Below are 20,710 nucleotides of genomic sequence, written 5' to 3'. Positions count from 1 at the left end.
TCATTAGCAAAACGGTTAATGCCTACGAACAAAAGCTAAATGTCGTTTTAGTTATGGTTAGCCAAGGTAAAACCAGTGAACAAATTGATGCTGTTGTTAAAGTTGATGATTTACCCGCACTTAAGGCCCTTGCACAGTTTAATAGTGAACTTAAATCTCGTTTAACAAAGGAAGGAAAATTAATTAACAACCACTTTTCTGTGGCCTATAGCGTACATCTTGCCAGTATTGTGATTTTTCTTTGTTTGTTCGCGATTTATTTCATTAAATTAATATCGGCAAATAAAAAAGAACACGAGCTAACAAATAAAGCTTTGGAAGGCGCACGCGTCAAATCTGATTTTCTGGCGAATAACACCGCTGAACGGCATTATGGGAGCGTTGCAATTATTACAAGGTAATTTAAAGCAATGTAAAAACATCGACTTAGCTTCAAAAGCGCTGTTCTCGTGTAGGTCGTTATTAACCATTATTAATGATATTTTGGATTTTTATAAGATTGAAGCAAAGCGAATCAATATTGAACAGTTGATTTTTCTTTGGCTGACGTTTTAGAAAGTTTATCGTCAAACGTTTTACCGTTAGCGACTGAAAAACGCATTTCATTTACCATAGAAAAAGATAAAAATATGAGCGATTTATGGATTGGCGTTCCGGTGCGTGTCAGTCAAATCTTACTTAATTTAACGTCAAACGCAGTGAAATTTACAGAAACCGGTGGTGTTACGGTGTCTGTTTGTCGCAAACAATTACATAACATAAATGGCGTGAGTTTTGTGGTAACCGATACAAGGACAGGGATTGGCATGAGTGAAGAGGCATTATTTCAACTATTTGAACGGTTTACCCAAGCGGATTCGAGTATTACCCGCAAGTTTGGTAGTACTGGTTTAGGAATGGCAATTACAAAAGCCTTGTTACTATAATGGGAGGGGAAATCAGCGCTACAAGCACCATTAACCAAGGTACGCAGGTATCTGTGTTTTTACCATTAGCGAAAAGCAAAATAATACGCTGGTGTGTGAAGAACTACCATTACCCCACCCGATTTAAAGCATCTATCAATTTTAATAGCGGAAGATAACGCACTTAACACCGTTATTATTAAAGCTATGATGGAGGTAACCAATGCAACACTTCACTTTGTCACTAACGGCGCTGATGCGGTTGAACAATTTACAGCGTTATCACCCGATTTAATTTTAATGGATATTCAAATGCCCAAAATGGATGGAATGGAAGCGTGTCGTCGTATAAAAAGCGAAAATGCCGATTTTTCAATCATTGCGATAACGGCAAATGTGATGAAAAACGATGTATTAAACTATCACCACATCGGGTTCAATAGCCACATCGCTAAACCAATTGATAAAAACGTGTTGTATGAAACGTGAATAAGCTTTGTTGATAACTCAAATGCACTGGATCACTAAGAGTCGTAAGTTTCTTGTATCGCTTTAATATGTTTAATGTGTTGCTCAGACGCAGCATCAATATTGTTAAATTGGCTTTCTAGCATGCCGGTGCTTACGCCTACTGCGATAATAAGTGCTGATGCAATCGTAACGGATGCCTTGGTGGTACGAGAGGTATTAGTAAAGAAATAATAAACGAGCCAAAGCAGAAATAAGTAAACAACAATCTGCCAAGCATAATTAAAAAGGGACTGAACTAAATCCATAGTATGTACTTCTTTACTAATCGTGAAGTTATTCTACCAAGAAGCGAATTTAAATTCCTATTTATTTTTGCCCGCTTTCTTGGCTAAGAATTTTCCAAAGAGATTGAGTAACAAAACAAACAGAATTACTACAGAGAGTAACGCAAGCAATTTCATAATAAGCACTGACTATTTATTCATAGATTCTACAAAACTACCCTACTTATTTTCACTTTACTAGTTTTAGCGTTAAATACATTTGCGTGTGTAAATTAGATATAGGTATTAGAAAACAAACTATTTATGAAGTGTTAATAGCCTATTGCCAAACAAGTGCCAGTGTATAAACTAGGCAAAGTAGTTGTTTTGAAATATAGAATTCGTTTTTATGATTGTGAATTTTGGCAAAATCTCTACAATATAGCCCTTTAAATGCGTCGTTAATCATCTCAATTACAATTGATTGAGGTCACTGGCTATCGTTCAGCCATATTTAGGAAGTAACATGATTTCCAAAGAAGCCACTCTTGTAAAAGAAGCGCTTATTGCTAAGGGGTTAGAAACACCTCTCAAAGACGTAGGCCTTAGTTCAGAACAAAAATATGACAAACTAAAAGGCTTATTTACTGAAGTTGTTGATACACTTGGGCTTGATCTTAATGATGATAGCCTTGCCGAAACGCCACATCGCATTGCCAAAATGTATGTGCATGAGATTTTTTCGGGACTTGATTACGAAACCTTTCCAAAAATTGCGTTAATTGAAAATAAAATGCAAGTAGACGAAATGGTTAAAGTGAATAATATTTCACTGACGAGTACCTGTGAGCATCATTTCGTTACCATCGATGGTTATGCCAAGGTTGCTTATATTCCAAATGACAAGATTATCGGTCTGTCTAAAATCAATCGTATTGTGCGTTTTTTTGCTAAGCGTCCTCAAGTACAAGAGCGATTAACTCAGCAAATACTCATTGCATTACAAGCCTTGCTTGAAACTGACAATGTCGCAGTATCAATTAATGCAACTCACTATTGTGTTAAAAGTCGCGGTGTTATGGATGCCACATCTGAAACATCAACCACTGCATTAGGTGGCGATTTCAAAACCAACAGCAATACTCGCGCTGAATTTCTTACGAATTAACACAAAAAAAGGTGTGACTAAAAATCACACCTTTTTTAATTAAATACAATTCAACTTTAGCTTGCAGTATTGATGCTTTTCACAAACTCAGAGACTGGCATACCATTACACGTAAGTGCTTTTACATTCTTGCTGCGTTTAGCAACAGCTTTAACACCTAACTTAGCCGCTTTTGCACATAATTGCGTCGCATCACTGTCATCTACTAAATTAAACTCTTGCGTTGAGTTTTGATTTTCTTTTTGCGTTTTAGCAAAGGTTTTAAGTGAAACGCCATTACATGCGATATCTGAATAATGTTCACTGATAAATACGCCCTGCTCTTTTGCAAATGCTTTAGCAGCTTGAAATCCATTGGTTTTGGCTACATTACATACAGAAGTATAGAATGTATCTTTAGACACATCGTTGCTTGCAAAGGCAAATGACGACACAGTGAGAGTAAGTACTGAAATTAACTTAAGCATAATATAGCTCCTAAATGAATTTTGAGCGAATTATATACACTAAATTTAGTTTAACAATGGAAAATATAGCCAAAACCAAACTGTCTACAAATTAAACCAACTCAGTGATCATTAAGCTCACATCATTAACAATTTGTTTTCATGTTGACGATGAAATTGGCAAGCTAAAGGTGAACGATTTGTACAAAGTATTTAAGTTAACAATTTTGATAATAAGCGTCTGGTGTTTAAATGTTGCAGCCAGTAGTAATTGCGATGCCACACTCTCAGCTGCACATGAACCCAAAAATACGATTACTGTAATGAGCGCAAACATCGCCCACGGACGCGGTACCAATTTCTCTCAGCTAACCAGCTCAATTGAGCAGATTAAAATAAATTTAAACGCGATTGCGACAAAGGTGAATCAAATTAATCCCGATATTGTCGCGTTTCAAGAAATCGACAAAGCGTCTTGGTGGAGTGGTCAATTTAGTCATGTTGATTACTTATTAAAACGAACAAATTTTCAAAATTACGTCGCTACGAGTCATGTAAATGCCTGGTGGGGAGACTATGGAACCGCGCTTTTTTCAAAACTTCCGCTTATAAATTGTGATGGCATTACGTTTGCGCCAAGTTGGCCTACGACTAATAAGGGCTTTAGTTACGCTAAGGTAAATTTAAATAATCTAACTCAACATATCATTGTGGTTTCTTTGCATTTAGACTTCTCGAGAGCGTCTGTACGTAATAAGCAAATTAAAGAACTTCTTAGTGCACTTAAAAATTTGGACGCCCCAATTATAATTATGGGCGACTTTAATACCGATTGGCGTTGGCAAAATTCAATCGTTAAAACCTTATCAGATAACTATGGCTTACGTATTTATCACGAACAGTCGAATAAACTCAATACCTTTGGCTCAAAAAGACTCGATTGGATAATGGTATCTAAACACTTTACTTTTAAGTCATATTACAATGTTGAAGGCGCGTTATCGGATCATGCCTTTGTTGTTGCGGAGCTAGAATTCAGTGAACACTAAAGTAAGTATATTACTATTATGTTTATCTACGTTTGCCCACGGAACAATGCCAATAGAGGTACAATTTCTAATAAACGAGATAAAACAAAGCGATTGTTCATTTATACGTAACGGCGTTTCCCATTCAGCGAAACGCGCCGCTGAGCACTTAACATTAAAATATAATAATGGAAAATCATACGCACAAAACGGCAAATCCTTTATTAAAAACCTGGCAAGTAAAAGCTCGTGGACGGGTATAGCCTATAAGATAAAATGTCCTAATAAAGAAGCTGTTAACAGCAATGGCTGGTTAAATAATAAACTTCTGGATTTTAATAAATCAACGCAAAACCGCTAAATTACTTGCATTGGCAGTATATTACTGTATAGTGCACCAACTCCGGCAAGCGCTGTGTTTTGGGACTTTATCAGCCAATCGTCGGAATGAACGCTAAATCAAGCGTTAACTGTGTGACGAGGTAAAGACCAAACATAACTTAAAATAGCTAACGCTATTTGGGTGCTATATGCTGCCATGTATATTTCTACAATTTGGCCTCTACCTCCGTGTATCTTAATTAGGCGAAAGCCGCAAAAAAGTTGAGTAGTAGATGTCAAACGACAAAATTTTATTCGAAGAACTAAACCTTCCTACCCCTATTCTAAGTGCAATTACAGAACTCGGTTTTGTAGAGCCAACTCCAATCCAACAACAGTCAATTCCGGCATTATTAGCAGGTAAAGATGTACTAGGTGAAGCGCAAACTGGTACAGGTAAAACAGCGGCATTTGGTTTACCGTTATTAGCGCGCCTAGATGCAAACCTAAACGCACCACAAATGTTAGTGGTATGTCCTACACGTGAGCTTGCTATTCAGGTAGCAGAAGCAATTACAGATTTTGCTAAGAACATTCGCGGTTTAAATATTGCGACTGTTTACGGTGGCCAATCTTATACTATCCAAAACCGTGACCTAAAACGTGGACCACAAATTGTTGTTGGTACGCCAGGTCGTATGATGGATCACATTGAAAAAGGTCGTTTAAACCTAGACAACCTAAAAGCATGTGTTTTAGATGAAGCAGACGAAATGCTTAACATGGGCTTCCTAGACGATATTGAATGGATCTTAGACCATGTGCCAGAAGATACGCAGATGGCGTTCTTTTCTGCAACTATGCCAGCACCTATTAAAAAAATTACGTCTCAGTTTTTAACTGATCCTGTTCACGTTAAAATTGCTGTTGAAAAACAAGCAAAAGCTAACATCACACAACGTGCATGGCGTGTAGGTGCTATTGGTAAAACAGCGGGTTTAGAGCGTATTGCAGAAGTAGTTGATTACGATGCAATGATTGTTTTCGTACGTACGCGTAACGACACTCTAACGCTAGCCGAGCACCTTGTAAACAAGGGCTTCAAGGCAGCAGCTCTAAATGGTGATATGCAGCAGCAAGACCGTGAACGCATCGTTGACCAACTTAAAAATGGTCGTATTCACATTCTAATTGCAACCGATGTTGTAGCACGTGGTCTTGACGTACCACGTATCAGCCACGTAATTAACTACGACTTACCATTTGATAGTGAATCATATGTTCACCGTATCGGTCGTACTGGTCGTGCAGGTCGTGAAGGTGAAGCAATTTTATTTGCATCACACCGTGAAATGCGCCTTCTTAACCGTTTAGAGCGTGCAACTGAAGGTCAAATTACGCCATTTGAAATGCCTGATGCAAGCCAATTAAGCAAGCACCGCATTGAAAAAACAAAAGAAAAGCTACTAAGCGTTGCCGCAAGCCCGAACCTTGAGAAATACACTGAGGTACTTGCTAAGTTCACTGAAGAAAGTGAAATTACAACTGAACAATTAGCAGCCGCAATGTTGTATCAGCTACAGCAAAAACTACCACTATTCCCACAAGCGGATCCGGTAGATAAGCGTGGCGCACGTGATGGACGTCGTGAAGGTGGCCGTGAGCGCGGTGGCAGAGATGGACGTCGTGAAGGCGGCCGTGAACGTCGTAATCCAGGTGATTTCGCTACCTATAAATTTGCAGTTGGTCGTGCACAAGGTGTTAAACCAAGTGACATTGTTGGCGCAATTGCTAATGAAGTACGTATTAATTCTCGCGAAATCGGTAATATCAAACTGTTTGATAACCACTGTCACGTGGAACTACCAAAAACGTTGCCTAGCCAAGGTTTTGAAAAATTAAAGAACGTGACAATTCGTCGTCATAAAATCAACCCAAGCATTGTTGAAGGTGCAACGGGTCATTATGATTCTGAAAATCGTGGTAAGCGTCCACCTCGTAAACGCGAGCGTAGCAACGACGATCGTTCTATTAAAACATTTAAGAAGAAAAGCAGACCAAGAAGAGATGAGCGTTCAATGCCGACGTTTAACTAATTAAGGTTAGCTCGACAAAAAGCCATGCAATGCATGGCTTTTTTGTTATTAATCACTTACAAATTTCAACAACATAAAACGTGAAATAAACTATTTAGACGCTCATACTGTATATGAATTTAATTTAAAGAATATGGCTGTTAGGTGAAATTTGCGTTTAGTATTTCATGCTTCAATTATTACATGTGCACTGGTGTTTTTGTCTGCTTGCAGCAGCATAACCAGCGGACAGTTATTTTCCAACTACACTGAACAACTCACCCCTGCTCGTAACGCATTACAGAGCGCTAATATGCAACGAGCCGCTAGTTTGCTACCAACACATTCGGCAAATAACGTATCTAATACGCTAGGTCAGCTTGAAAACGCTAGGGTGTCACAACTTGCTGGAAGTTACACAGATAGTAAAGTCGCATTTGAAAATGCCCTGTATCAGATTGATAAACAAAATTTTGCAGCAAATATTGAAATCAGTGAAGGACTGCAAACAACGGCGTCGTTTTTAACTAATGACAATGTAAGAGACTACCGCGTCCCCTATTTTGAACAGACTATGGTGCACACACTGCAATCGCTTAACTATGTCGCTTTAAATAATATAGAAGGAGCATTAGTAGAAGTTCGACGCGCTAATTTAGTACAGCAACAAGCACTTAAGAAAAACCAACACGAATTAGAAAAAGCAGTAGCAAATACATCGTTAGATTTAAACGACCTATACAGCCGCTATCCAACCATGGACGATATGATTGGCTCGGTTAAAAACGGCTTTCAAAACGCGTTTACGTTTTATTTGTCAGGGTTTTTATACGAGGCAACGGGTGAGTACAATGCCGCTTATATCGATTACAAACGTGCAATCGATATTTATCCTGAAAACACCTATTTACAGCAAGATATTTTGCGCTTAGCTAAATACCTTGGCTTTGATGACGAATATGAGTATTTCAAAGCGCGATTTGATGCTGACTTGCCGCAAACAAAGAATAACCAAGTGCCAGTGCTTGTGTTAATAGAGCAAGGCTTAATTCCTGAAAAAACAGAATCGCGTATCGATTTGCCAATATTTACATCTCGCGATGATATTCGTTTTTATAGTGTCGCATTACCAAGTTATGCAAATAACCGTGAATACGTAGCGCCTTTATCTATAAAATTTGGCGAACAAACATTACAAAGCGAAACAATCGTTAAATTGTCAGCCCTTGCGGCAAAAGATTTAAAGGAGCGTATGCCAGGAATTGTTGCAAGGCAAATAACACGGCTAATCGCAAAAGAACAATTTAGAAAAAGCGCCGCGCGCAATGGCGGTGATGTTGGCAATATAATCGCAACACTTTACAACCTTGCGAGCGAGCGTGCAGATACTCGCTCGTGGTTAACGCTTGCGAATAATTATCAAATTGCAAAGACGTATATTACAAGCGGTGAGCATACGCTTTCGATAAATTTAAATGGGATAACATATCCCGTTTCGTTTTCAACAGATGGTAACAAGCCCGTTATGATTAATGTCGTTAACCTTGGTTCGACACTAAATACAACGGTTTATACGATATAGGTAATGAATATGAAAAACATAATTGGCATTTTAATTTTATTTGTGTTGTTACAAGGTTGTGCCGGTAAGCCCGTCACATCTGGAACAGGAACCGAACAGATCACAACAAACGATAATTGGCAGGCACATTTAAAAGTTGATAATTCAACACTTGCAAAACGATTAGTCATTTCAAATGTACTCACGCGTACAACCAATGGCCTGCTTGACGTAAATTTAGAATTAACCAGCAACTATAAGAAAACGCAAAACCTTCAATACCATTTTAATTGGTTTGATAAAGACGGCTTTATAATTGAGCAAGGTAAAGAGCCGTGGAAGTCATTGCCACTTCACGGCCATCAAGTTGTAAATTTAGGTGCGATTGCGCCAACAAAAGACGTTGTAAAATTTCGTTTGTATGTACGCGAAATCAACGAAACAATTTATCGTTTTTAGTACATAACCTCTGTGCGAAAAATATTAAGGAATTACTATGAAAAACAGTTTACTTACATTAAGCCTATTAACAACGTTAGCGATTAGTGGGTGTGCAAACCGAGAAGTGGTGACATACGGCGATGCAACAGAAGTAGAAACAGTCGACATTGGTTTTGGTTCAACCGACTTACAAAAAGTCGCGGCAGAAATGACGGATTCCCTATTGGTTTCTGCTGCGATGAAAGAATTTAGTCAAAATGGCAGACCTATCTTTTTCGTTGAACGTATCAAGAACAAAACCAGCGAACACATAGATACAGAATCAATTACAGACTCTATCTCAACTAAACTATTACGCTCAGGGAGCGTGCGTTTTGTTGATATGGGACGTGTTGAAGCAGCCCGTGAGCAATTAACGTTTCAGCAAGATGGTGGCATGGTAGATCAAAGTAAGGCGATTGCTTTTGGACAGCATGTTGGCGCTGAATATATGTTATATGGCAACCTTTCAAGCATTGTAAAGTTTAACAAAGACAAACAAGATGTTTATTACAAATTCACCATGCGTTTAATGGACCTTAAAACTGGCTTAGTTGAATGGGCTGATGAAACAGAGATCCGTAAAAACCGTGAGAAAAAACGTGTAGGTTGGTAATGATATGAATATGCGCATTTTTGTCATAATTTCGACACTCGTTTTAGCTATAGTGAGTTTTCAAACGCTTGGTTATGAGCGTAATAAAGCGGTTCCCGTAGAAAAAGTGGTTTATGGCAAAGTAGAGACTATTCGCCATATTACAGAAACTGAATTAATACGCGATAAATCAGCCGGTTGGAAACACTTTGGCGGAGCACTCATTGGTGGTGTTATTGGTAACCAATTTGGTGATGGCAGCGGTCAAGTTGCCGCGACCATACTCGGCTCAATCATAGGTGCGTCGATAGCTAAAAATAATGTAGAGAATTATAGCCAGCGCACTGTAAAGCTGATTGAAATGATGATTTTAACTGAAGATAAACAACGTGTTATGGTAATACAAGATTACGATAGCCAAATGCAATTTAGCAAAGGGTCAACGGTGAGAATCGTTTATCTCCAGTCAAATACTGTGCGTGTTGATACAGCTTACTGAATAAATTGAAAATATAAGATTGGAATTGCGGCGATTGCCAATACAAGAATAAAGTACAAAATGATGTCTTTATGAACAGATCCTTTGCCTTGTGATTTTGCCATTATTAAACTCCTTTTAATGTGACGTTATCATAAGTATAAACTAACTGAAAAGAAAGGGTTAAATATTCTTTTTTATTTGTAGCGGATTAGATATCGGTTTGTTAATTAAGGTAATATTTAGCACCTTTACTAAACTAAGGTGCTAATTTTATTTTTAACTTTGAGCTTAATGTTTTACTTAAGTTTAATTTTTAAATTTGGTAACGCTGCTTCCAGTTCTATTTCATGACCTAAGCGCAACACTTTAAACGTTACTTTATCTCCACCTTTGAGTGAACGCATATAATTTAGAATATTAAGATAATTTTGCTCTTCACCCGTTAACATATGTGGACCAATCGACAAAACAACATCCCCCCCTAAGATAATCGGGTTGTTATCGACAATTGCTGGCACGATCCCGCCTTTAAGTCCCAGCTTTTCTGCAAAACTTTGCGTTGTTACTTTTTCAACCAATAACCCTGCACGTTGCGGAATATTAAGTGCTGCAGCCATGACAGGTGTTAAAAATGTGTATTCAAAACCAAACCACACCATAGGTTGCGCGATTAAGATATCTTTAACCATTGCAGTGCTTGCAGCAAAACCGAGGCCTTCGTTACCGCCAGAGCGCGATTGAATGTAGCTGACAACACCAATTAATTCACCATTTTCTAAGAATAACGGGCCGCCGGAATTGCCTTGGTTTATTGCAGCGTCTGTTTGAATAAACTCAATTTTATTAAATCCAGGGCGCTGATAAATGCGTTTACCACTGAAGTGCCCTACTGTTAATGTGTGTTCTAACCCATAAGGCGTACCAATAACAAACACCTCATTACCAATTTCAGCTTTGTTTGAATCTCCCAGTTTTACAAACGGAAAATCAGTTTCGTTGCTGATCAATTTAATTAATGCTATATCTGCAGCTTCAAAGCTAGCCAATACTTTCGCTTTGTAAGTACCGCGTTCTTTTACCGTGACCGTAAGTTCATCTGCACTATTTACTACGTGCGCCGCGGTTAATATTAAGCCTTGCTGATTTATCAGTGTGCCTGAGCCCAAACTGCTTGCGGTTTTGGTCACTAACTTGTCGTCTTCAGCCCTTACTTCTTGGCTATCTGAATAAATAATAACGACAGATTTATCGAGCTTTTTATAAAGGCTACTATAATCTTTTGAAAAAGTTGAAACACTGACAAGTCCAATCAATAAAAGCAATGACTTAAGTATATTTTTAAACACGTCTATTCCTTAGGGTGTAATTGAGTCGTGTTATTTTTAAGTGTAATACAGTCAAAGTAAACAACTAATTTTCAAAACGTTATTTACTAAGTACGTTTAGTGGAAATGAATAATAACAGAAATGGTTTATTGAAAATAAAAGTAGCGTGCTCAAAATCGGTTTGAGCACGCCACTTGATAGTAACTTATAAGCTCTTAGGGTAATCGACACCTAACCACGCTTTAAACAATGCTTTTTGTTTGCGAGATGGTTTTTTTACTAAACTAATAACCTTGGCGCTACTCGCTTTTTCACTCAGCATTAATTTAGTTGAATGTAAGGTGTCACGTCTAAAATAACTGATATCAATTGATTGACCTGGCTTAAAGCGTTTTAGATATTTATCAAATGGTTCGCTAATTCGCTGACCGTTAATCGCAACAATAATATCGCTAGTAGTTAATCCTGCTTTCCATGCGCTTCCTTCGCGCTTAACTTTAGTTATAAATACTTGACCATCTTTATAATCACCAATTAAATCTGCACTTGCTGCAAAGCTTACGCCTTTTGGATAATCGAACTTAAGGCCAACTGTGTTTAGCATGTCATCAAAATTAAGCGTTGCGGGGCTATCAATATTTTGTTGCCACCACGCAGTGTAATCGTTGCCAGATACCGCTTTTAAAATCGATTTTACATCACCGCTGGTGAATCCTTTTGGCAAAGCAAAGTCTTTATAAAGCGCGCGATGTACATCGCGATAACTGACGTCACCATTACTATCTGAAATTAGTTTTACATCAAGTGCCCATGATAACAACGCACCTTCACTGTAAATATTGGTCGAAAAGTTAGTATCATGGTCGCCACCTTGATTTATCCATTTATCAAAGCTGGTTTCAGATGCCGATTGGATTTCACGACCAGGGCGTGCAAGATGTTTATTAATGTTTTTAGACAACCCCTTAAAGTATTCTTTCAACGTAATAATATCGCCGCGAATTAGCAATAAGTCGTCAAAATAGCTGGTTGAGCCTTCCGCTACCCAGAGTAAATCTGTGTAATTATGGTCTGTATAGTTGTAAGGCGTTAAGCCTTGTGGGCGATACCCTTTGACATTCCACGTGTGAACAAATTCGTGAGAAGCGGTGGTAATAAATCCTATGTAATCATCTCTTTCACGAAAAGAATCACGCTGACGTTGGATAATCGTTGAGTTAAGATGTTCTGTCGCACCTCTTGCGCCACTGGTCGCATGTACCATAAAAACGTAACGTTTATATGGGTAGGCGTGCCAAATATCTGAACCTGTTTTAACTAACTTTTTAAGGTCAGTAATCATTTTATCAGTGTCGTAGTTACCTTCACCCCATACAACAAGCTCATAGTCGCGACCATCTACTTGCCATTTGAATAGCTTGTTAATACCGGTTTCAATGGGTGAATCAACAAGAATATCGTAATTATCGGCGACGAATTGATGTGCGTGCTCACCATTATCCATGCCAGATACACTGCGCCAATCAGATGGTACGTTTAAGTCCACAGTCACCTTTTGGTCACGATAGGCTTCTGAAAACATAAAAAAGCCTGATGCATCGATAAATGCATGGCTATCATCGATATGACGTGAACGCATGCCTAACTCGTTTGCGTAAACTTGATAGCTGATTTTTACTTTTTGATTAGGTGTGGTGCTAATCTGCCAAGAGTTAGAATCAATTTTTTGCCAATTTAACGCTTTCCCGCTTTCGTCTTGTGCGCTAAATAAACGAATGCCGTTTGCCATATCCAGTAATTCATAACGGCCTGTACGCCACGAAGGTAATTTTACGATTAATTGTTCTGAACCACTCGGAAACTCAGCGCTGACATTACCTAAATGATGTTCACCTTGTACAATCGTTAGTTGATAATCAACCTTGGCAAATACCGGACTTGTATAAAATAATGACGCCGTAACAAACGGAAGAAAAGCAGGAATAAAACGTTTCATAATACCATTAAGCAAAGTAGAAAATTACGTAACCCTAGCAATTTTAACTTTTTAATACCAGCATCTGAGGTAGTCGCCTACTGTTTATATTCTATATGTAACGTTATGAATAATTGAGTAACCATGATGTAACAAAATGATTGTAACCGTTTAGTGTGATTATCATTAAATTAACAACAATCAACTTGCAACAAAATCGCTATACCTTTGAAGATTCAAAACCTTAATCCAAATCATCACAACAATAGCTAAGCTAACTATTTAAATTTTATATATTTAATCGAATAAGAACAAATTCTTAAAAAGCAACTATGCTTTAGTATAAGCATATTTTGACTCGAAATTGACAGCGCATTGAGATAAACTTCAACTGCTCAAAAGAAATAGGTAAAAATTACGGTGTCTCAGCAAGTTAGTATTCTACGCACAAAGTTAGACTCAGCAATCAAAGGGCGTAAACAACTCGAACATGCTTATAAAGTACAAGTTGACTATTTAACTCAATTCATCGCCAAACTATCGTTAGTTTGCAAAGGTTTAGACCTTGAATTAGATAATCGCTTAGCAAAGTATCGCAGTACGATTCAAAAAGGTGTTGATTACGAACAGTTAGTACCGTTGCTTGAAGAGATCTCGAAACTATTTAAAGAGCAAGCCACTCGCGCAGAAACCAATCTAAAAGCATTACATCAAAGCGTCGATTCCGCTGGCAGAAAACTTCAGCGCCAAAAAGGGTTGCCTGATGACTTGCGTCGCAATCTTCGCATTTTACTGACAAGTGATTTAGAAAATGTAAAAGCAACTACCGAATTTATTCCCGTTTTAACGCGTCTTGTAGAAATTTACCATGCGGTATTAGAGAAAAAGCACAAAGCAGACAGCAGTGACGCCATTGCTGAATCAGCAGAGCTTGCGCAAGAGTTACAAAATTTACTCAGTGAATTAGCATTTGAAGGCGAAAGTGGTAAACGCATTGATTTAATAAAACAAAAAGTGTCACAGGAATTTAGTTTACCTGTACTACTGGATTGTTGCGTCGAAATTATTCGAATTATTGTTGAAACAATTTCTCAAGAACGTGCCTCTGCACAGAAGTTCTTATTTGCAATCAACGAAACACTAAGTTTATTACAAGCGAGTTTAATGGAGTCAGTAAAACGCTCTGGCCAAATAAACTCGCAAATGGAAGATTTAAACGCGCAAATTCAGCATAAAATGCACACCATTAGCCAAGATGTTGATGAAGCCCAAAATATCACCACGTTAAAACAGCTTATTTCCGAAAAAATGGAATCGTTAACGGTTGATCTCGCTAATAAAGAGAAACTTGAACAACAAGAACGAGAAGAGCTAGTTACAACGTTAAAAGAAATGGGTGAGCGTGTTGATAAACTCGAGAAAGAAACCGAGCAATATCAAGAGCGTCTAGCCGAGCAACGTTTCAAGAGTTTACAAGATAGCCTTACTCAACTGCCAAATCGCGCCGCGTTTGATGAGCGATTTGCTCTTGAATACAACACCTTTAAACGAGACCGTCATGATCTCTGTATTGTCGTTGCAGACATCGACCACTTCAAATCAATTAATGATAATTACGGCCACAGTGCCGGCGATAAAACTTTGCAGGTAGTTGCTAAAGCACTTAAAAAAGCCATTCGTGTTACCGACTTTATCGCTCGCTTTGGCGGTGAAGAATTTGTACTTATTATGCCGCATAGCAAGTTAGAGCAAATTTCTGTACCGCTCGAAAAGTTAAGGCGGTCAGTTAAGGCAATTCCATTTAAATTTAAACAAAAAGCAGTAACCATTACTATATCGTTTGGTGCAACACAGTTAAAAGAAGGCGACTCAATGCAAGAAGCCTTCGACCGTGCAGACGAAGCTTTGTACCAAGCGAAGAACTCAGGACGTGACCGCATTGTTCTAAAAAATTAGCTTGCTTAGTGATGATAAAAAACTATATTTAAATTAAGTGCTTATTATAATTTGCATAATTTAAATATAGTTTAGACGTACAAGGAGTCGCCTATGCAAGTACAGATCAATCCAACAGGCGCGTTAGATTTACTTTCACAATTAGAAGTTGAAGCGCTTAAACGCTCATCAACTAGCGAGCTTTATCGCTTATTCCGTAATTGTTCGCTCGCAGTTCTTAATGTCGGTAGTCATACCGATTCTAGTGTTGAAATTTACGATAAATACCAAGACTTTGATATTAACTTACTGTGTCGTGAACGCGGTATCAAAGTGGAACTTATTAACCCCCCTGAGCATGCATTTGTCGATGGTAAAATTATTACCGGTATTAACGAACATTTACTCGCAGTTATTCGCGATATTGTGTTTATTAAAGACAAATATCAAGATGGCAAAATTAACCTTACGAGCTCATCGCACATTACCCATGTTGTATTCGATATGCTGCGTAATGCTCGGGTATTAAAGCCAAGCGAAGATCCCAACATGATCGTGTGTTGGGGCGGGCATTCTATTAAAGAAGTTGAATATAAGTACACCAAAGAAGTTGGTTATCAACTAGGTTTACGTAATTTAAATATATGCACTGGTTGTGGACCAGGTGCAATGAAAGGCCCGATGAAAGGGGCAACAATTGGACATGCAAAACAACGTTTTACGCAAAACCGTTACTTAGGGCTAACTGAACCAAGTATTATTGCGGCCGAGCCCCCTAACCCAATTGTTAATCAGCTGGTAATTTTACCTGATATAGAAAAGCGCTTAGAGGCATTTATTCGAACTGCGCACGGTATAATTATTTTTCCGGGCGGTGCCGGTACCGCCGAAGAACTACTTTATTTGCTTGGTATTTTGCTTCACCCAGATAATGCAAAACAAGCACTACCAGTGGTTTTAACAGGTCCCGAATCTTCCCGTGCCTATTTTGATGAGTTGGTTAACTTTGTAAAAGAGACCCTTGGCGACGAAGCACTCTCTAAATTTAAAGTGATCATTGATGACCCTGAAGCGGTCGGTAAATATTTTAGTCAGAATATGGCAAACGTTAGAGAGTACCGTAAAGAACGAGGCGATGCTTACCATTATAACTGGTCTTTAAAAATTGAACCTGAATTTCAATTACCGTTCGAGCCAACACATAAGAATATGGCAAACCTTAATTTAGCCTTAAACCAACCAAAAGAGCAATTGGCTGCCAATTTAAGGCGTGCGTTTTCAGGTATTGTTGCTGGTAATGTTAAAGATGAAGGCATTAAAGCAATTAAGCGCCATGGCGTGTTTGCACTTTCAGGCGACAAAGAATTAATGACTAAAATGGATAAACTGCTCGCTGCATTTGTAGCACAGGGAAGAATGAAACTACCAGGTGCGGTTTATACCCCCTGCTATCGTATAGAAACTTAATATTCTAAATAAAAACAGGTAAAATGGCGCTTCATTAGCGCCTTTTTTATGTTCATAATTAAGTTCATATATAACGCGTATTAGCTTTTCTTAACGTTAAGGTATTCATGGCAACTCATTTACTACTTATTGATGCGCTTAATTTAATAAGGCGAATTTATGCTGTTGATAGTCAGCAAGCAGGAAATGATGCAAATTTGGCAGCCAAAAACACTTATTTTAGGGTCGTTAATGCGGCGCGAAAACTGTTAAAAAATACGAACGCTACGCATGCTATTGCCGTTTTTGATGGTGATACGAGCTGGCGCTATCACTATTATGCAGATTACAAACAATCACGAAAACCAATGCCTAATGAGTTGGCTGACGCATTGCCTAAACTTTACCAAGCATTTTCAGAACTTGGCATAACGGTTTATGTACCTGAGCACGATGAGGCAGACGACGTAATCGCAACACTTGCAAGTAAAGCGTCTACCAACAAAGTTACGTCAACAATAGTCTCTACCGACAAAGGTTTTTTGCCTTTACTTGGCGACTATATTCATGTGTATGACTACTTTAAAAGCGAATATATTTCGATTCAGTCTGTAATTGATAAATTTTCGTTAGCCCCCTCACAACTCACCGATTTTTGGGCGCTCAACGGCGATAAAACGAATGATATTCCGGGGGTAAGTGGAATTGGCAAGCGAGGCGCAGTCAATTTATTAACGCAATTCCCGTCAGTTGAAGACGCTCTTTTAGCGACTGACTATCCAGATGAGTTAAAACGTGTTTTCAACAAGTTAAACGACAATCATGATGCTTATATTCGTGCTAAGCTATTGGTAAGTTTGCGCCAAGATATTCATCTTGGTTTCAGTTTGAAGGCACTACGTTTACCGAGTTCTTAGTATGAATAATAAAATTCTGAAATACATTGTCTTAGGGTTAGGGATTTATGCGATTGCCGCGGGCCTTATTATCAACTTTTATAAAGACGATCCACAAGGCATGTATTGGCAAGACAGGGAATCTTTCAATAAACGGTATCTTAGTAAATTAAAGGCCGACTCTCCTGTATTTTTAGACCAAGTATTCAATAATTTAGGTTCGCCTGACTTAACGTTTGCAAAGCGCAAAGGTGACGACGTATTTCAAATTATCTATTACCGCACGCAGCATGAACATTCTGATGGTATTACTACCAAAGATGAATGCACGGGGATGTTTTTCAAAAATGAACAACTCATCGCGTGGGGTCCTGGCGCAGAAATTGCGTATGATAGAGTTAATTAACGAAGAATAAGTGAACATTTGAGTGGATTTAGCCCAGCAATTAATGGAGAGCGTGGATAGTTTAGACAAACTATTTAACGTTTATAATGACAAAACCCAATGGCGCTCAGCCTACCCATTACTTGTTGATGCCGCGACACGCATTGAAGAAACATTTCACGCTAATCAACACGTTTCGATAGCAACCCTTGCTGTTTATAACGCAAAGTACAGTTACGCAACTAATTTGATTAGTCGCCAATGTATTTTAATTTGTATTTTTGCAAAGATAAGCGGTTTAAATCGTATCGCATGCGTAAAATTACTGCAAAGTGCGATATCGCATTGTGTATCCATATCTAACGAACTTAATTGTGTTGCTGCAAAAACATTGTTAAATGCAAAACAACATGAGCACTACAAAAACCGTTATCGCTACACCTATCAGTTTGTTAAACCACATTTAAGCAAATTGCCGTTATTGCAAACGGATCTTGTCGCTAAAATAAAACAGCAACCGCACTATTCTATCGATAACCGAATTGTGCGTTTAAGTTACGTACTGGCTAAAGCGATTACCTGTGTTGATGATATGCCAGCGCGCACCTTACGTGACGCAATACACACTGTTTATTTAAAGACAACACGTACTGAAGATAAGTCAGTTTTAACTGAACTTGGCCAACTATTTAATGCCCCATTACCCGGAGAGACGGTTCGAAACGAAGGACTCGAATTACGTGTGTTGGGACAAGTATCAAACAATAAATTACTGTGTTACCACACCGATAGTAAGTCATTTAAAGAAGTAAAAACCAGTGCACGTGTAGTCAAGCATCGCGTTGCTGCGACCAATCAAATTGAATCGCTTATTAGTTTGTGGCACAAATTGCCCGAGCTAGAGAAGCCCGTCAAAGCACCTCATATTAATGAATACTTTACTACTCATGATTTACACGTAATTCGAAAAGCAGCACATTTTAGTATTGGAAAATTACTTGGCGAGCTTGAAAAAAATCCAAATGCCAACACGTTAGTGCTTAATTTAGCACAGCGATTTTCACACAATCCTATATCAGATATTAGGCACGCCATTGCACTGGTAGGCATCGAGCAACTACCTGACTTATTGGAAAATCAACAGTTATTGCAACGTTTACGTAGTTTAGGAAAGCTAAATTGGCATTACGTAGAAAATCGTGTTTCGCTGTTGATTACGTTTATTGAAAGCTACAAAATAATAGAGCCGCATTTTCCATGTCAAAAAGTCATAAATTACGCATTAAAGTACATCGCATTTACATTTAAACTGTTTCCGCACGGCATAGTTTTGCCGATAAACACCACTACGCCCAAACACAGCATTACAGATATCAATTCGTTAGTTAATTTCTATGCGTTACATAACCAAAAATTACCTGATCAGGTAAAAGCAAATCCGTTTTTTGAAATTAGCCAAAGCGGGTATCAATTAACTGAGGGTACAGAGGTACACAGTGCATGTTTTGTCCACTTAGTATTTTGTAACTTGGTTTACTTAGGTCAAACGTTAGAACAACAGCCGGCGTACATAAAGCAGCAGATGATTTATGCTCAACAACAACTTCAAATAGAAAATTTAGATAATTATTTAACCAAGTTATTAGACTTTAGTCCTGTTAACAGGGTTTTATAATTACAAATACCGGCATTTTTACGCCTTTTGTGGATTATTCTGCTAAAAATTGCTATAAATAGCTGTTGAATAATAATATGAGCAAGCATTAATAACTAACCAGTTGGCATCATGATGCTATGCTTGTTCGTGACAATCTCACGTACACAGTTACCCAACCGGGTAGCTCGATTCAGTTAAAGGAAAATTTAATGTCTAAGCAAACCATTACGGTTATTAAAGGCGATGGTATTGGTCCAAGCATCATTGATTCAGCGCTTGAGATCCTAAATGCAGTTGGTTGCGATTATGAGTATGAATTTGTTGATGCGGGTCTAGCTGCACTTGAAAAAACAGGTGAGCTTTTACCACAAGCAACCCTTGATGCAATCGAACGCAACAAAATCACTTTAAAAGGCCCGCTAACGACACCTGTAGGTGAAGGCTTTACGTCAATTAACGTTACATTACGTAAAAAGTTTAACTTATACGCTAACGTTCGCCCAGTTAAGTCATTTGAAGGTACTAAAGCGCGTTACGACGACATTGATATCATCACAATCCGTGAAAATACTCAGGGTATGTATTCAGGTCTTGGCCAAGTTGTATCTGAAGATGGTACTGAAGCAGAAGCAATGTCAAAGATCACACGTGAAGGCGCTGAGAAAATCGTTACTTTCGCTTACGAACTTGCAAAGCGTGAAGGTCGTAAAAAAGTAACCGCTGTACACAAAGCAAACATCTTAAAATCGACATCAGGCCTTTTCTTAAAAGTAGCGCGTGAAGTTGCTGAGCGTTACCCAGAAATTGAATCTGCTGAAATGATTGTAGATGCGACATGTATGAAGCTAGTAATGAACCCAGAAGAATTCGACGTAATGGTTACAACTAACCTATTCGGTGACATCCTTTCGGATCTATGTGCTGGCCTTGTTGGTGGTTTAGGTATGGCACCAGGTGCAAATATTGGTAAAGATGCTGCTATTTTTGAAGCGGTACACGGTAGTGCACCAGATATCGCAGGTAAAAACCTTGCAAACCCAACATCTGTGATTCTTGCGTCTATTCAAATGCTAGAGTATTTAGGTGAAGCAGAAAAAGCTGAGCGTATTCGTAAAGCCATTGCTCACGTAATTAAAACAGGTGACCGTACTACTCGCGACTTAGGCGGTAGCCACGGTACGACTGACTTTACCCAAGCAGTTATCGAAGCATTATAATTTTTAAAAAGGTGACGTAAGTCACCTTTTTTTATCGCATTTTCTTGCCTTTTACTTTCGTCATTTTAGACTACTACTC

Annotated in this window: 22 protein-coding genes; 18 read left to right on the top strand and 4 right to left on the bottom strand. The window is 38.4% G+C overall.

Features of this window, described 5'->3' with window-relative positions:
* Window positions 1-53 precede the first annotated feature (53 nt).
* The 4 genes from ACXAFE_RS15615 (at window position 54) to ACXAFE_RS15600 (ending at window position 1,394) form a co-directional block, all read left to right on the top strand.
* The gene (locus ACXAFE_RS15615) at window positions 54-401 is read left to right on the top strand and encodes a hypothetical protein (RefSeq protein ID WP_475154387.1); all 348 of its coding nucleotides are present in this window, start codon (window positions 54-56) and stop codon (window positions 399-401) included.
* Window positions 373-555, top strand: coding sequence for a hypothetical protein (locus tag ACXAFE_RS15610; protein WP_475154379.1), 183 nt, complete (start codon window positions 373-375; stop codon window positions 553-555). The genes ACXAFE_RS15615 and ACXAFE_RS15610 overlap by 29 nt, the downstream gene beginning before the upstream one ends.
* On the top strand, window positions 540-926 hold the full coding sequence (locus tag ACXAFE_RS15605) for an ATP-binding protein (RefSeq protein ID WP_475154374.1): 387 nt from the start codon (window positions 540-542) through the stop codon (window positions 924-926). The genes ACXAFE_RS15610 and ACXAFE_RS15605 overlap by 16 nt, the downstream gene beginning before the upstream one ends.
* A gap of 108 nt (window positions 927-1,034) precedes the next feature.
* The gene (locus ACXAFE_RS15600; protein WP_475157748.1) at window positions 1,035-1,394 is read left to right on the top strand and encodes a response regulator; all 360 of its coding nucleotides are present in this window, start codon (window positions 1,035-1,037) and stop codon (window positions 1,392-1,394) included.
* Window positions 1,395-1,429: 35 nt separating this feature from the next.
* Here ACXAFE_RS15600 and ACXAFE_RS15595 read toward each other — a convergent pair whose 3' ends face one another.
* Complete coding sequence (locus ACXAFE_RS15595) at window positions 1,430-1,681, bottom strand: hypothetical protein (protein WP_475154368.1); 252 nt, start codon at window positions 1,679-1,681, stop codon at window positions 1,430-1,432.
* A gap of 484 nt (window positions 1,682-2,165) precedes the next feature.
* Here ACXAFE_RS15595 and folE point away from each other — a divergent pair, with 484 nt between their 5' ends.
* Window positions 2,166-2,807 (top strand): GTP cyclohydrolase I FolE, encoded by a 642-nt coding sequence (gene folE, locus ACXAFE_RS15590; protein ID WP_475154365.1) that lies wholly within the window; start codon window positions 2,166-2,168, stop codon window positions 2,805-2,807.
* A gap of 56 nt (window positions 2,808-2,863) precedes the next feature.
* Here folE and ACXAFE_RS15585 read toward each other — a convergent pair whose 3' ends face one another.
* Entirely contained in the window at window positions 2,864-3,274 is a 411-nt protein-coding gene (locus tag ACXAFE_RS15585; protein ID WP_475154363.1) for a hypothetical protein, read from the bottom strand.
* Between the two features lie 302 nt (window positions 3,275-3,576).
* Here ACXAFE_RS15585 and ACXAFE_RS15580 point away from each other — a divergent pair, with 302 nt between their 5' ends.
* From ACXAFE_RS15580 to ACXAFE_RS15550, 7 genes are all read left to right on the top strand, one after another.
* Window positions 3,577-4,302: an endonuclease/exonuclease/phosphatase family protein gene (locus ACXAFE_RS15580; protein WP_475154359.1), complete on the top strand. Its 726-nt coding sequence runs from the start codon at window positions 3,577-3,579 to the stop codon at window positions 4,300-4,302.
* Window positions 4,292-4,642: a DUF5329 family protein gene (locus ACXAFE_RS15575; protein ID WP_475154356.1), complete on the top strand. Its 351-nt coding sequence runs from the start codon at window positions 4,292-4,294 to the stop codon at window positions 4,640-4,642. The genes ACXAFE_RS15580 and ACXAFE_RS15575 overlap by 11 nt, the downstream gene beginning before the upstream one ends.
* Window positions 4,643-4,895: 253 nt before the next feature.
* On the top strand, window positions 4,896-6,698 hold the full coding sequence (locus ACXAFE_RS15570) for a DEAD/DEAH box helicase (RefSeq protein WP_394225939.1): 1,803 nt from the start codon (window positions 4,896-4,898) through the stop codon (window positions 6,696-6,698).
* A 292-nt stretch (window positions 6,699-6,990) separates the two neighbouring features.
* A complete protein-coding gene (locus tag ACXAFE_RS15565) occupies window positions 6,991-8,259 on the top strand; it encodes a COG3014 family protein (protein WP_475154352.1) in 1,269 nt (422 codons plus the stop codon).
* Window positions 8,260-8,268: 9 nt separating this feature from the next.
* Window positions 8,269-8,697 (top strand): YcfL family putative periplasmic lipoprotein, encoded by a 429-nt coding sequence (locus ACXAFE_RS15560; RefSeq protein WP_475154345.1) that lies wholly within the window; start codon window positions 8,269-8,271, stop codon window positions 8,695-8,697.
* Window positions 8,698-8,734: 37 nt separating this feature from the next.
* Window positions 8,735-9,334 carry a penicillin-binding protein activator LpoB gene (gene lpoB / locus ACXAFE_RS15555; RefSeq protein ID WP_475154339.1) on the top strand — a complete coding sequence of 200 codons (600 nt, stop codon included), beginning with the start codon at window positions 8,735-8,737 and terminating at the stop codon, window positions 9,332-9,334.
* 10 nt (window positions 9,335-9,344) lie between these two features.
* Entirely contained in the window at window positions 9,345-9,812 is a 468-nt protein-coding gene (locus tag ACXAFE_RS15550; RefSeq protein WP_475157747.1) for an outer membrane lipoprotein, read from the top strand.
* Window positions 9,813-10,090: 278 nt separating this feature from the next.
* On the opposite strand, the gene ACXAFE_RS15545 is transcribed toward ACXAFE_RS15550, so the two are convergent.
* Together ACXAFE_RS15545 and ACXAFE_RS15540 are read right to left on the bottom strand one after the other, a co-directional pair.
* Entirely contained in the window at window positions 10,091-11,140 is a 1,050-nt protein-coding gene (locus ACXAFE_RS15545) for a S1C family serine protease (RefSeq protein ID WP_475154335.1), read from the bottom strand.
* A gap of 185 nt (window positions 11,141-11,325) precedes the next feature.
* On the bottom strand, window positions 11,326-13,116 hold the full coding sequence (locus tag ACXAFE_RS15540; protein WP_475154332.1) for a M61 family metallopeptidase: 1,791 nt from the start codon (window positions 13,114-13,116) through the stop codon (window positions 11,326-11,328).
* A 399-nt stretch (window positions 13,117-13,515) separates the two neighbouring features.
* On the opposite strand from ACXAFE_RS15540, the gene ACXAFE_RS15535 reads away from it, so the two are divergent.
* The 6 genes from ACXAFE_RS15535 to ACXAFE_RS15510 all read left to right on the top strand — a co-directional run bounded on the left by ACXAFE_RS15535 (window position 13,516) and on the right by ACXAFE_RS15510 (window position 20,631).
* On the top strand, window positions 13,516-15,051 hold the full coding sequence (locus ACXAFE_RS15535) for a GGDEF domain-containing protein (protein ID WP_475154330.1): 1,536 nt from the start codon (window positions 13,516-13,518) through the stop codon (window positions 15,049-15,051).
* Window positions 15,052-15,144: 93 nt separating this feature from the next.
* Window positions 15,145-16,497: a nucleotide 5'-monophosphate nucleosidase PpnN gene (gene ppnN / locus ACXAFE_RS15530; RefSeq protein ID WP_475154327.1), complete on the top strand. Its 1,353-nt coding sequence runs from the start codon at window positions 15,145-15,147 to the stop codon at window positions 16,495-16,497.
* Between the two features lie 107 nt (window positions 16,498-16,604).
* Complete coding sequence (xni, locus tag ACXAFE_RS15525; protein WP_475154323.1) at window positions 16,605-17,393, top strand: flap endonuclease Xni; 789 nt, start codon at window positions 16,605-16,607, stop codon at window positions 17,391-17,393.
* Window position 17,394: 1 nt separating this feature from the next.
* Complete coding sequence (locus ACXAFE_RS15520; protein ID WP_475154317.1) at window positions 17,395-17,778, top strand: DUF3192 domain-containing protein; 384 nt, start codon at window positions 17,395-17,397, stop codon at window positions 17,776-17,778.
* A gap of 22 nt (window positions 17,779-17,800) precedes the next feature.
* Window positions 17,801-19,432: a hypothetical protein gene (locus ACXAFE_RS15515; protein ID WP_475154311.1), complete on the top strand. Its 1,632-nt coding sequence runs from the start codon at window positions 17,801-17,803 to the stop codon at window positions 19,430-19,432.
* Window positions 19,433-19,623: 191 nt separating this feature from the next.
* Window positions 19,624-20,631, top strand: a complete 1,008-nt coding sequence (locus ACXAFE_RS15510; RefSeq protein WP_010559151.1) for an isocitrate dehydrogenase — start codon at window positions 19,624-19,626, stop codon at window positions 20,629-20,631.
* Window positions 20,632-20,710: the final 79 nt, after the last annotated feature.

Source organism: Pseudoalteromonas sp. ABV4_021, from assembly GCF_056159365.1.
This window is presented reverse-complemented; position numbering and strand designations above follow the sequence as displayed.